This window comes from Arcobacter aquimarinus, assembly GCF_013177635.1.
GTDB classification, from domain to species: Bacteria; Campylobacterota; Campylobacteria; order Campylobacterales; family Arcobacteraceae; genus Aliarcobacter; species Aliarcobacter aquimarinus.
The window spans coordinates 931,086-944,241 of sequence record NZ_CP030944.1 but is presented as its reverse complement, the minus strand read 5'-3'; the positions used below and the strand labels follow the sequence as shown (position 1 = coordinate 944,241).

Below are 13,156 nucleotides of genomic sequence, written 5' to 3'. Positions count from 1 at the left end.
TATTTTAAGCAATTAAAAATAATTTATTATTGTATAGACTTTAAGTATAATACAAATTATCTACAAAATAATATTTCAAGGGAACTATAAAATATAAATGGCACTAATAGACTTACAAAACATATCAAAACAATATGACACAAAAGTTATTTTAAAAGATGCAAATTTTACTTTAAATCACGGACAAAGAATTGCCGTAATTGGACAAAATGGTCAAGGAAAATCTACACTTTTTAAAATAATTATGAAGCAAACAGAACCTGATAGTGGTGAAATGGCTATTGATAAATCTGTAAAAATAGAGATGCTTGATCAACAACCAAAATTTAAAGCAAATCTTAGTGTAAGAGAAGCTATTGAAAATCAATTAGCTGAATTAAAAACTGCAAAAGTGGAATATGAAAAAATCACAAATCAACTAATGACTGAATATGAAAATGAAGAATTATTAAGAAAACAAAGTGAATTGGTATCTTTTTTGGAGTTTCATAATGCTTGGGATTTGGACAATATGATAGAACGTGTTTTAGTTGAATTTCAACTAAAACAGTATGAATTCAAAGATGTAAATCTTTTAAGTGGAGGAGAACAAAGAAGAGTTAGTCTTGCTGGATTACTTCTTAAAAAGCCTGATGTTTTATTACTTGATGAGCCTACAAATCATCTTGATGTTTATATGGTTGAGTTTTTAGAACAATTACTTTTGAAAAACAACTTCACCCTACTTTTTATCTCTCACGATAGATATTTTATTGATAATATTGCAACTAGTGTTGTAGAAATTGATGGAGGAGTTTTAAGAAAATTCAACGGTGGATACTCTTCATATTTAGAACAAAAAGAGCAACTTTTAGAAAATATGCAAAAAGAGCATGATAATCTTATACGTCTTGTAAAAAGAGAAGCTCATTGGATGCAACATGGAGTAACAGCAAGAAGAAAAAGAAATGAAAGAAGAAAATCGGAATACTTTGAACTAAAACAAAAAGCTAAATCAAACCCTGCAATGATTAGAAAAATGTCTTTAGAACTTCAAAGGGAACAAAAATCTTTTAATACAGAGGAAAAACAACAAAATAAAAGAAAAATGCTTTATGAACTTGATGATGTTTGTAAAACGTTAGGAGATAAAAAATTAATTCAAGATTTTACAGCAAGAATTTTACAAAAAGATACTATTGCAATTGTAGGTCCAAATGGAAGTGGGAAATCAACACTGCTTAAAATTTTTATGGAAAAAATGAAAATTGATAGTGGAACATTTAAAAAAGGTGATTTTGAAATAGGATATTTTGACCAACAAAGAGAATCTTTAGATGACAATAAAAACTTGCTAGAAACTTTTTGTCCAAATGGAGGAGATAGGGTTGTCCTTCAAGATGGAAGAAATATGCATGTTTTTGGATACTTAAAAAATTTTTTATTTCCAAGAGAATATCTTGATAAAAAAGTTGGTGTTTTAAGTGGAGGAGAAAAAAATAGAGTTGCTCTTGCACTACTTTTTACAAAAAAAGTTGATTGTTTAATTTTGGATGAGCCAACAAATGACTTAGATATTCCAACAATTAATATTTTAGAAGAGTATTTACAAAACTTCCAAGGTGCTTTGATTTTTGTATCACACGATAGATATTTTGTAGATAAAATTGCAAAAAAACTTTTTGTATTTCAAGGAAATGGTCATATTATGGAAAGTTTCCAACCATATAGTGAATATTTAGAAATTGAAAAAGAGTTAAGAGAACTTGAATCTTTTGAAACTGAAATTACTAAAGAACCAACTACTACAAAAATAGCACCAACTGTTAAAAAACAGACTAAACTATCATATAAAGACCAAAGAGAATATGATATGTTACCAAAAGAACTTGAAGAGTTAGAGTTAAAACTTGATGAAATAAATGCATGTTTAATGAATCCAAAATGTTATGAACAAAAAGGAATAATTGCCATGTCACAAGAACTTGAAGCGACAAAAAAAATTTATGAACAAAAAGTAGAAAGATTTTTAGAATTAGAAGAGTTAGTGGAAAGCTTTAATTCTTAAAAAGATATAATTAACAAAATTAATAACTATAAACAAGGACTTTCGATGAGTTTAAAAGAGCAATTAAAAGAAGATTTAAAAACAGCTATGAGAGACAAAGAAGTTGTAAAAAGAGACTCAATTAGAGCTATTAATACAATGATTAAACAAATAGAAGTTGATGAAAGAAGAGAGCTTGATGATGATGAAGTTATCAAATTAATTCAAAGAGGAATTAAACAAAGAGAAGAAGCAATCTCTCAATATAAAGCTGCTGCAAGAGATGATTTAGTTCAAAAAGAACAAGAACAAGTTGATGTATTTATGTTATATCTTCCAAAACAATTAACAGATGAAGAATTAGAATCTGGAATGAAAGAAATCATTACTCAAACAGGTGCAACTACTATTAAAGATATGGGTAAAGTTATGGGAATGGCCACTAAGAAATTTGCAGGTGTTGCAGATGGTAAAAGAATAAATGAGATGGTAAAAAAACTTTTATCTTAAAAATAAAAAATCTAGGAAAATAACATGAATGAAATATTCAAAGGGTTTTTAAGCCAGTTAAATGATGAAGAAAATTTAAAAGTTGTATCTCAAAATATTAATACTCCTGAAAAACTTATACCGCTTTTATTAAAAAGAGTTCATCCTAAGAATGTTCATATTCTAGCTTCTATAATTAAACAATCTTTACTTCCATCTATTTGTGAAGAGACAAATGATGAAATAGACAAACTATTCACAAAGATTGAAGAAGATGCAAACCTTTTATTTGATAAAAATATTCAAGAAAAAATAAAAGAATTCATTACAAAAAGATTTGAAAGAGATAAGCAAGTAGTAATTGAAAAAACTTCAGATATTTCAAAACTTGTAGTTTTAATGGAAGAGTATTTAAATGAAGCTATTTCTAGCAATGGTTCTGGAACAAAAAATGTTTTAAATATCAGAGAAAAAATAGAAGCTATAAATATAAATGAAAATGGCTTAGAAGCTCTTTCAAAATTACAAAATGAACTTATAAATGCTGCTTCTTTGATAGAAAAAGAGATGAGTAGTGTAACTGATAAATTAGAAACAGGAAAAACAAAAGTTCAAGAACTTGAAGAAAAAGTTAAAACTTTAGAAGAAGAATTAAATAAAACAAAAATCGAAAATATGAAAGACCATTTAACAGGACTATTAACAAGAAAAGCCTTTGGAGATGAAGTAAAAAAAATCGAAAGTTCATATAAAAGACTTAATACTCAATACGCTGTTGTTTTCTTTGATTTAGACCACTTTAAAAAGTTAAATGACACTTATGGACATGAGTGTGGAGATGTTGTTTTATCTACATTTGGAAAAATATTAAATAAAAGTATAAGAGATCTTGATATTGTAGGAAGATATGGTGGAGAAGAGTTTATAGCTATTATTCATTTTAACCTTAATAGGGAACTTTTACAGTTTTTAAAAAGAATAAAAAGCATTGTTGTTGAAAATAGTTTTTTATATAAAGACAAAAAAATAAAAGTAACTTTTTCTGCTGGCGTTGCTATTAGAAGTAGTTATGATACTTATGAAAATACAGTTCAAAAAGCTGATATGTTACTTTATAAAGCGAAAGAAAACGGTAGAAATAAAATAATTTTAGAAAATGGGATGGAGATTTAGTTTAATCTAATCCCTTATTCTAAAATAGTTAATCCTGTCCCTAAATCTGACATTCCACATAAATACATAGAACTTGAAACTACCCCATCTATTTGAGTAGAAGCAAAATTTTTAATATTTAAAAGATTTATATTTCCAGATACAAGTAATTTTATCCAAGGGAAGTTATTATTTTTGTATTTCACTATTTCATCTATGATTTTAACATCCATTTTATCAAGTTGTAAAACATCCGCTCCATATTTCATAAGATTTATTGCATCATTAAAATCACTTGATTCAATAATTATCTTTTTTTCCAAAGCTTTTTGTTTTATTTCTTTTATTTGATAATAAAATTCTTCACTTGTAGCATATACTTTTCTATGATGTGGAAATAATAATACAGTTTCACTAAGATTTAATCTATGAGGGAAAGCCCCTCCTACAAGAATAGATTTTATACAAAATTTTTTTGCAAAAGGATAAGTTTTTCTTGTTGTTAATAATTCACAATGATTATTAACCTTTAAAATTTCTTCTTTCATATTTTGTGTATATGTTGCTATTTTACAACTATATTCAAGTATTAATTGTGTTGTTCTCCAAATTTTATGAATAAGATTATAATCTCCAATAAAAGATAAAATAAGTTCACCTTTTTTTATCTTTTGTTTAGAAGGAACAAAAAAATCAACTTCACAATTCATAAGTTTTGCTATTCTAGCTGATTCTTCACTACAAGAAACTACTATATCTTCTCTTGTATATATCTCTAATCTTGCCTTTTTATTATTTATATCTTGTAAATAAGTAGTTAAATCTAAAAAAGGGACATCTTCTTTTAGTAACTCTAAAAGTTCATTATCTGTAAAATCAAACATATTTATTAAATCCTATGAAAATTATTTGAGTAAAAAAAATCTATTTTATTTAAATATTTTGCACTTTTTTTTAGAGAATTTTTTTCTATCTCTTTTCGATTTTTACTGATATACTCTAAAACAAAAATATCTTGTTTTTGTATTAAATTTAATAGTGCTAATTTCATAGAAGTTACTACTTCAATATTTTTATCATTTTCAAAATATTCAAATAATTCTTTATCAGATTTATAAATAGACTCTGCAATCTTTTCTATGATGACACTATTGTTATTTTGTTTATAGTTATTTTCCAATAGTAAAAGTAAATTTTTTGCAACTTTAAAATTTGAAATATGTTTTGCTGTTTTATAAAATTTCATAGATGAATCAAATAGATAAGTTTTATTTCCTAACTCTTCAATCTTATCAATTTTACCAGTCTTTATAAACTCTTCTAATTCATTATTTGTAAAAGCATAATTTAATAAATCAAAAATTTTTCTTTTATCTTGTTTAGTCCATTTATAATATGTTGGAGATGAAAACTCAAAAAGTTGAGTCATTATTTTTTCTCGAGTCATTACCCGTCCTTATATATAAACAATTTAAAAGCATTATATACTTAAATATATAATGAAAAGATAAAAGCTTAAAATATATAAATAAAAGTTGTTCCTTCGTTTATTTTTGATTTAACTTCTATATTTATACTATTTTTAGTACAAATATTTTTTACAATACTAAGACCTATTCCAAAACCACCTGTTATTTTATCTCCTCTGTAATATCTTTGAAAAATAGTTGAGATATCTTTTATTCCAACACCTTCATCTTTGAAAATTAGTTTTATATGATTTGATTCTTTTGTAAGAGTAACTGTTATATTAGAACTATCTTTTGAGTATTTTATTGCATTTGATAGATTGTTATCAATAATTCTGTAAAGTTCTATTTCATTAAAATTTATAGTTATATTTTGCTCTATGAATCTGTGAAAATTTATCTGTTTTGCAATAGCTAAATCATTGAAAAAATCAACTCTTTTTTCTAAAAAAGATGAAAAATCTATATCTCTTTTTTCATCTTTTACAGCATTTTGTTGCATATAATACTCTAAGTCTTCATAAATAACTGTCATATTTTTTAGTGCTGATTTTATTCTTAGAATATTTTTATCATTTTTAAGTCTTAGTTGTAACATATCTACGTTTATTCTTGCTACTCCAATTGGAGTTTTTAACTCATGCATTGCATCTTTTAAAAACTCATCTAAATATTGATTCAATCTTCTATAAGGTTCAATACTCTGTTTTATTATAAAAAATGAAGATAAAAATATAAAAAAACTTACGATTAATAGTAAGATTATTGCATTATAAATAACTTCAGAATTATCATCTTCTTTACATACTATCAAACTCTTTGCTTCAAAAATATTTGAGTTTAGATACTCTTTATAACATAATTTATTTGTTATTTTTTTAAAATCCTCGAAAAAAAAAGTTTGTTGATTATCTATTTTTTCTAATAAAGAAAAAATTTCTTTATTATTTTTATCAAAAATTGCTGAAGTAAATATATTTGATCTTGGATAATAAAAGATTTCACTATTCTCTTTTTCAAAACTATCTATTTTAGAAATCAATAAACTTGCATAATTTTTCAAATCCATTTTATCTTTTATCTGTTTATTTTCATAAGAAGCATCTAAATAAAAATATATAGGAATAAAAGCAATAAAAAGTGTTAAAAAAACTTGAATTATTATATATTTTATCTCATATTGATTATTTATCAATTTTGTATCCTACAAATCTTTTTGTTTTTATAAACTCTTTTGCTGTTTTTTCCCTGATTCTTTTTATACACATTCTAATATCTGAATATGATATCTCTTTATTTTCCCAAATTTTATCATGCAAAGTTTCAATAGAAACAAAAAAACCTCTATTTAAAACTAATAAAGATACCAACTCACTCTCTTTTTGAGTTAAATCTACCAATTTATCTTTTAAATATAAAGTAGATTTTTTTACATCAAATTTAAAATCATTTGATAATAAAATCAAATCTTCATTTGTTTTAAATGAGTTTTTGATAAGTTGCTCAATTCTAAATTTTAACTCTATCATATCAAAAGGTTTTCTAATATAATCATTACATCCAAGTTCATAACCACGACTTAAATCACTTATATCAGTTAAAGATGTCAAGATAATAATAGGAACATCTAATTTATTTTTTCTTACATATTCAACTAAAGAAAACCCATCCATTCCAGGAACTCGTATATCTAAAAGTAATAAATCATAAGAATTATCAAAAACAGCATCTAAAGCCTCATCGCCATTTTCAAAAGCATCAACTACAAAATCAAGTTCTTCTAAAAACTCTTTTATAGAAACTTTATATAAATAATCATCTTCTAAAAGTAAAATTTTTATCACTTTATTATAATCTCTCTTTTCTCTTTTTCTTCATTATTTTTAAGATTTGATTTTGTATTTATTTCACCTAAATATTCATACTTCGGTAAATATTTAAAGTTTTGTTCATTTTTATCAAAACAAATCATCATTATAGCTATACTCTCTTCATCAAAACTTCCAAGAGGAATTTGTGTAATTATTCGATTTTTATTTTCATAGTAAAATTTATTAGTTGTTAAATAGCTTTTATTTTCTAAAAGAAAATCATAAAACTTTTTATCATACTCTTCTTGAATAACTATATAATCATCTAAAAGAGGATTGTCCTTATAATTTTGTGCAATCTTTAAATATTTTTTTTCTAAAAGTGGAATTATTTCTATACCTAAATATTTGAGCCTATTTTTCAAATCACTATAATCCATAATAACTTCAATAGTTCCTATATATTCCTCGTTTTTATTAAAAACTGGAGAAATTGCTTTGATATTAAATCTTTTACCCAATTCATTTGAAACAAAAGGCTCTTGTGTATTTTTTACTTTTACTAAACCTTTTCTAAAATTTTCTAAATTTAATCCTATATCTTTATCTTCCCAACTCCTTACAAAAACTTTTAAATCTTTTGTATGAATTTGAACTTGAATATTTGTTTGATTTGTATATTTTTTTATATTATCAAGTAATACCAAAAGCTCTTTTTTCAACTCTTTTGGATTATTTTGTTCTAAATTATTTATAATATTTTGATTTTTTGAAAATAATATTGCCAATGATAAGGCTTGATTTTTTTGATTTGTTAATTCATTTTGTACTATTTCAACTTTGTTTGAAACTAAAATATCTATTTGATTTTGATGTATGATTTTATTGTATTTAAATAAAAAATAAAGAAGTATGATTATAACTATAACAAAAAGTAATATGAATTTTTTATATGTTTTATTCAAGAGAATATCCTTTAGATATTCTCTTTTTACTATTTAATAATTTTTCCAAATGGTCCAACTTGATGCTCTTTTGTTTCTATTCCTTCTCTGTAAACATCAGGTGCTTTTACAACCTCATCAGGGAAGTCATTTTTTCTATTTATTTTTTCAGGTCTATAATGAGAATCCATATTCATATAAGCAGCAACATTATAAGCCTCTTCATCTGTTAGGATTGGATTTTCTTTAGTAGCTCCTAAAGGCATATTTGATTTTATAAAATCAGCTGCTTTTAAAACCCTATACATTCCAGCACCTTTATTATAAGAATCTTCTCCCCATAATGGTGGATAAATATATCCATTTGCTCTTCCTTCATTTTTTATACCTTCACCATTTATTCCATGACAAGAAGCACATTGTTGTTCATATACTACTTTTCCTTTTTCTGGATTTGCTGCTTGTTTTTTTATCATTTTTCTATCAATTTTAGCAAGTCCTCTTCCTTCTAAAGCAGTAGCTCCACCAACTGGAATACCTTGACTTAACCAAAACATATATGCTTCCATAGCTTTCATCTCTTTACTATCTTGAGGTAAAGGATAACCATTCATACTTCTTTGCATACAACCATTTATTCTTTCTGCTAATGTCCCTATAGTATCTTCTCTTGGTCTATATTGTGGAAATGCAGCTGTTGTTCCTATAAATGGTGCCGAATAAGCTTTTGTTCCAGCATCTAAATGACAAGTTTGACATTGAAGATTATTTCCTGCAAATCTCATCTTTGGGTCTTCAACTTCAGGTCCTATATATTTTGAAGTATGAACTATAAGCTCTTTTCCATATTTTACCAACTCTCCAAATTGATTATCTGGAATTGTATTAACATCTGGAATCTTATATTCCAACTTTCCTTCATACTTATATCCAGTGTTCGAACGTTCACTTAAAACCTTTGGGTCAAATCCAAATAAAGCACTCGTACACAATGCTGATAAAGTTACTATTTTAATAAACTTTTTCATAAATAATTTCCTCCTACTATTTATATGAAGAAACTATATCATTTATATATAACTTGAAAGTAACAAAAGAGTTATTCAAAAGAGTTATATTCTTCTTTTATTTTATTTATTTTTTTTAAATTTGAATCATCAAGACTGTACAAACAATCGTTTGTAAAAAAAGCTGGATTTATTTCATAAACTATAAGTAAAATAGCTTTTTCTTTATTATTTTCAAAATACTCTTTATTAATACTAATTAAGCCATAATTTTTTCGCGAACTAATCCATTCTTGATTTAAATTTATATCAAAATCAATAGATTCAACTTCAAATGTTATTTTTGTAATAAGATGATTTGATTTATATTTTATTTTAAATTTTCTTTGAATTTTTTGTTTAAAATTATTTGTATAAATATATGTATATTCTAAATCTTCCAAAACATCTCCTTCTTAATGAAATGGATGTTATCTTATTTTCTTTTACATCTAAATAAATAATTACAACTTAAATATCTATTTTCTCTTGCCCTATTCTATACAAACTAAAATCGTACTTTATAGGATCAAATTTATCAAACTCTTTTAATTTATCAGTTATCAACAATGCTGATTTTAAATCATAATTTTTTCTATCCAATAAACCTAATTTTTGAGAAACTTTGAAAGTATGAGTATCAAGAGGAAGTATCAAGTCTTTCTTATCTATATTTTTCCAAAGACCTAAATCAAGATTATCATCTCTTACCATCCATCGAAGATACATATTCCATCTTTTATATGGAGCATTTCCGTTTTCTTTTATAAGTCCAGCTTTATCTCTTTTAAAAGGGCTTGAAACTAAAAAAGTAAAACCTTGAGAGTTATAGTTTGATATGTTATGAATTTTTTGAATTAAAGCATCTATTCCTTCTAAAATAGAATTCTCTTTTTTATATGCATTTACAAAGATATTATTTAAACTATCTTCATTTTTCATTCGTTTAAAAGTTTTAAATATCATTTTTATATCTTGTGCATTTTGAAATCTATAATAAAATTTATCTAACTCTTTATCTATTATCTCATCACTTTTCTCTAACAATGAAAAATCTAAACTATCTAAAAATTTCACTATTAGTTTTGCATTTCCATAGGCAAACAAAGCACATAAAAGTATTATAAACTCGTCATCGTATCTTCTTGCAATCAAAAGTGGGTCAGGTTTATCATAGTTTATTTCATCATTTTTATTTCTATTTTCTACTTCATTATCTAAAAGTTGTTTTATCTCTTTATCTTTTTTTGTCATTTTTATCCAAAGTGCTTTTATATTTATAAAGTTATAATACCATTTCAAAAATTTAGATGGATTAAAAATATGCAAAATATACTAATAACTGGTTGTTCTTCTGGAATTGGACTTGAAACTGCACTTATATTGAAAAAAAATGGTATCAAAGTTTATGCAAGTGCAAGAAAAGATAAAGATGTTGAAATGTTAAAAGATTTAGGTTTTGAAACTTTTAAAATAGATGTACGAAATAAAGATGAGATAAAATATGCCTTAGAAACTATTTTAAAAAATGATTTAAAACTTGATGCAGTTTTTAATAATGCTGGTTTTGGACAACCAGGAGCTGTTGAAGATTTGAGTGTAAAGGTTTTAAAAAAGCAGTTTAACACAAACTTTTTTGGACTTCATGAAGTAACAATTCAAGCTATGAAAATATTTAGAGCTCAAGGATATGGAAAGATTATTCAACACAGTTCTGTTTTAGGAATAATCTCTTTAAAATTTAGAGGTGCATACAATGCAAGTAAATATGCAATAGAAGGAATAAATGACACTTTAAGACAGGAAGTTCTTGGTAGTCAAATATATATTAGTACTATAAACACTGGACCTGTAACTTCAAAGTTTAGAGAAAATGCCCTAAAAAAATTCAATAAAAATATCACAGTTGAAGGAAGTTTTTGGGAAGAAACTTATAAAAAAGAGTTAAAAGCAAGACTTGAAACAACAGAAGATAAAGCACCTTTTAATCTTCCAGCTTCAAGTGTGGCAAACACTGTTTTAAAAATAATGAATACAAAAAAACCAAAACCAAGATATTACGTAACAACAGCAACTCATCTTCTTGGATTTTTCAAAAGAATTTTAACAACTTCTTTACTTGATAAACTATTAAATAAAATCTAATTCTTTTTCATATCCAAAATCAATCTTGCAACAATTTGTCTAATTGCAAGATTTGATGCTTTTATCAAAGCATCTTTAGAATAAAAAATCTCACTCTCATTATAAATATAATTATCAGAAAACAAAATATTGTCTTTTTTATCTTGATAAATTATATTATTGTTTTTATCAATGACTTTTAATTCTATAATCATTTTTATCTGAACTTTTGAAGAAAAAGTTGCATTTTCTAAACTATATTTTGGAACATATAAATAGATTGTGTAATCACTTCCAAATGGTGTAAATTTGTTTTTAAAAACTTCATCATTTTTCATTTGAAATTTAAACTCATTTTCAATCATATTTGATAATAAAATATTGTTTTTGTAGTAGGTATCTTGAAGTCTTAAATCTTCATTATTTGAAAATTCAGGAGTAAAAAAAGTATTTATTCCAATTCCTACGTGATGTGATACCATTCCTCCAACTCCAATTCCTACAGAAATAGGATATTGATATGTTTGAGGAATTCCTGCAACTACTATATTTTTATTTAAAGAAATAGAGTTTATTTCATTTAAATTCAAAGGTTGTTTAGAACTACAAGCAGAAAAAAAAGTAATCATAAAAACTAAAAAAGTTAGATTTAGATATTTCATAAAAACTCCTTATTAGTTTTTGATAATCTCTTTTTTATTGGCTAAATTTTGTAAATAATCACTTATTTGTATCAAACAAAATGTAATTATAAATATCATAAGACCAGGGAAAAAACTAACCCACCAAGCTATATCAATAACAGCTTTTCCATCACTTAATAAACTTCCCCAAGACATAGAAGGTGGATTAATACCAAGTCCTAAAAATGAAAGTCCAGATTCAGCTAAAATAGCTCCACCTACTCCAAAAGTAAAAGAGATTAAAAAAATAGGAGCTAATAAAGGAGCAAAATATTTAAGAATTATCTTATAAGTTGGAACATTTGCTACTTTTAAAATTTTAATAAAAGGCTTATTTCCTATTGCAAAACTTTCACTTCTTATCATTCTTGACATTCCCATCCAACCAGTTATTGATATTACAATAATCAAAATAATAGCTGATGCTTGAATATATGAAACCAAAGCTAAAAGTAAGAAAAAAGTTGGAAATGTAAGAAATAAATCAATTAAAATTGTAATGCTTCTATCTACATTTCCTTTAAAATATCCAGCTGTAATACCTATTATTAAACCTAAAAATGAAGAAATGGTAGCAGCTAAAAAACCTATAATAAGAGAACTTTGTCCACCTTGCAAAATTCTTGCAAAAACATCACGACCTAATCTATCAGTACCAAATATATGCTCCAATGACGGAGCTTGTAAAATTTTGTTTGGATCAAGTTCATAGGGTGAAACTGTATAAAAATAAGGAAGTAAAAAAGTTGCTAAAATAACTGTTAATAAAAGATATGAAGCTACTTTAAACATCTATTTTTACTTTGTGTAACTATAATATGAAAGTGCACTTTTACCAAATTTTCTAGTTTTATCTAAAGAGAATTTTCCTAAAACTTCTGGTATTTCTAAACTTGAAACGTGCTCAACAACTATCATAAAAATATTAGTTGCTGTTATTTCTTCAATCATATGAAAAGATTTTTTATAAATATCTTCCATACCTTCTCTATAATCAAAAGGAGGATCAACATATAAAACAATCTCATCTTTTGAGTTTCTTAAAAAATCTAGAATCAAAGGTGTTTGAACAAAAGTATTTCCTTGAATAGTTTGACATTTTTCAATATCTATTAACTTACAATTTTTTAATAAGATTTGATAAGATTTTTTATCAAGCTCTATAAAATAAGCTCTTTTAGCGCCTCTACTTATCGCTTCAAGACCAATAGAACCACTCCCTGCAAATGATTCTATAAAAATCTTATCTATAATATCAAACTGCAAAACATTAAATAATGACTCTTTTAACATAGATTTAGAACTTCTTGTAACATCAAGAGAAGGAAGTTCTAAAACCTTACCTTTATAAGTTCCTGCTATTATTTTTGTAGTTGGTCTATCAGTTTTCATATATTCTACCTTTATTTTAG

15 protein-coding genes are annotated in these 13,156 nt (G+C 25.1%); 4 read left to right on the top strand and 11 right to left on the bottom strand.

Features of this window, described 5'->3' with window-relative positions:
- Nucleotides 1–97: 97 nt before the first annotated feature.
- The 3 genes from abc-f to AAQM_RS04680 are packed head-to-tail and all read left to right on the top strand — an operon-like array spanning nt 98 to nt 3,688.
- A complete protein-coding gene (gene abc-f / locus AAQM_RS04690; RefSeq protein WP_129094623.1) occupies nt 98–2,047 on the top strand; it encodes a ribosomal protection-like ABC-F family protein in 1,950 nt (649 codons plus the stop codon).
- A 45-nt stretch (nt 2,048–2,092) separates the two neighbouring features.
- Nucleotides 2,093–2,536 (top strand): GatB/YqeY domain-containing protein, encoded by a 444-nt coding sequence (locus AAQM_RS04685; protein ID WP_129094622.1) that lies wholly within the window; start codon nt 2,093–2,095, stop codon nt 2,534–2,536.
- Between the two features lie 24 nt (nt 2,537–2,560).
- A complete protein-coding gene (locus tag AAQM_RS04680; protein ID WP_129094621.1) occupies nt 2,561–3,688 on the top strand; it encodes a GGDEF domain-containing protein in 1,128 nt (375 codons plus the stop codon).
- A gap of 14 nt (nt 3,689–3,702) precedes the next feature.
- Here the strand turns inward: AAQM_RS04680 and AAQM_RS04675 are convergent, their stop codons facing one another.
- From AAQM_RS04675 to AAQM_RS04640, 8 genes are all read right to left on the bottom strand, one after another.
- Nucleotides 3,703–4,551: a beta/alpha barrel domain-containing protein gene (locus AAQM_RS04675; protein WP_129094620.1), complete on the bottom strand. Its 849-nt coding sequence runs from the start codon at nt 4,549–4,551 to the stop codon at nt 3,703–3,705.
- 5 nt (nt 4,552–4,556) lie between these two features.
- The gene (locus tag AAQM_RS04670) at nt 4,557–5,114 is read right to left on the bottom strand and encodes a hypothetical protein (RefSeq protein WP_129094619.1); all 558 of its coding nucleotides are present in this window, start codon (nt 5,112–5,114) and stop codon (nt 4,557–4,559) included.
- A 68-nt stretch (nt 5,115–5,182) separates the two neighbouring features.
- Nucleotides 5,183–6,331 (bottom strand): sensor histidine kinase, encoded by a 1,149-nt coding sequence (locus tag AAQM_RS04665; RefSeq protein WP_129094618.1) that lies wholly within the window; start codon nt 6,329–6,331, stop codon nt 5,183–5,185.
- Nucleotides 6,321–6,980, bottom strand: coding sequence for a response regulator transcription factor (locus AAQM_RS04660; RefSeq protein ID WP_129094617.1), 660 nt, complete (start codon nt 6,978–6,980; stop codon nt 6,321–6,323). The genes AAQM_RS04665 and AAQM_RS04660 overlap by 11 nt, the downstream gene beginning before the upstream one ends.
- Complete coding sequence (locus tag AAQM_RS04655; RefSeq protein WP_129094616.1) at nt 6,977–7,912, bottom strand: cache domain-containing protein; 936 nt, start codon at nt 7,910–7,912, stop codon at nt 6,977–6,979. The genes AAQM_RS04660 and AAQM_RS04655 overlap by 4 nt, the downstream gene beginning before the upstream one ends.
- 29 nt (nt 7,913–7,941) lie before the next feature.
- Nucleotides 7,942–8,919, bottom strand: coding sequence for a c-type cytochrome (locus AAQM_RS04650; RefSeq protein ID WP_129094615.1), 978 nt, complete (start codon nt 8,917–8,919; stop codon nt 7,942–7,944).
- Between the two features lie 71 nt (nt 8,920–8,990).
- On the bottom strand, nt 8,991–9,341 hold the full coding sequence (locus tag AAQM_RS04645; protein WP_129094614.1) for a hypothetical protein: 351 nt from the start codon (nt 9,339–9,341) through the stop codon (nt 8,991–8,993).
- A 67-nt stretch (nt 9,342–9,408) separates the two neighbouring features.
- On the bottom strand, nt 9,409–10,191 hold the full coding sequence (locus tag AAQM_RS04640) for a TIGR02757 family protein (protein ID WP_129094613.1): 783 nt from the start codon (nt 10,189–10,191) through the stop codon (nt 9,409–9,411).
- 69 nt (nt 10,192–10,260) lie between these two features.
- Between AAQM_RS04640 and AAQM_RS04635 the strand changes: the two genes are divergently transcribed.
- Nucleotides 10,261–11,082, top strand: coding sequence for an SDR family NAD(P)-dependent oxidoreductase (locus tag AAQM_RS04635; protein WP_129094612.1), 822 nt, complete (start codon nt 10,261–10,263; stop codon nt 11,080–11,082).
- Here the strand turns inward: AAQM_RS04635 and AAQM_RS04630 are convergent.
- Genes AAQM_RS04630 through rsmD form a run of 3 tightly spaced genes read right to left on the bottom strand, consistent with a single transcriptional unit; the run spans nt 11,079 to nt 13,136 of the window.
- Nucleotides 11,079–11,723: a hypothetical protein gene (locus tag AAQM_RS04630; protein WP_129094611.1), complete on the bottom strand. Its 645-nt coding sequence runs from the start codon at nt 11,721–11,723 to the stop codon at nt 11,079–11,081. The two genes, AAQM_RS04635 and AAQM_RS04630, sit on opposite strands and share 4 nt — an antisense overlap.
- Before the next feature lie 12 nt (nt 11,724–11,735).
- Nucleotides 11,736–12,536 (bottom strand): ABC transporter permease, encoded by an 801-nt coding sequence (locus AAQM_RS04625; RefSeq protein ID WP_129094610.1) that lies wholly within the window; start codon nt 12,534–12,536, stop codon nt 11,736–11,738.
- 6 nt (nt 12,537–12,542) lie between these two features.
- Nucleotides 12,543–13,136 carry a 16S rRNA (guanine(966)-N(2))-methyltransferase RsmD gene (gene rsmD / locus AAQM_RS04620; RefSeq protein ID WP_129094609.1) on the bottom strand — a complete coding sequence of 198 codons (594 nt, stop codon included), beginning with the start codon at nt 13,134–13,136 and terminating at the stop codon, nt 12,543–12,545.
- Nucleotides 13,137–13,156 lie beyond the last annotated feature (20 nt).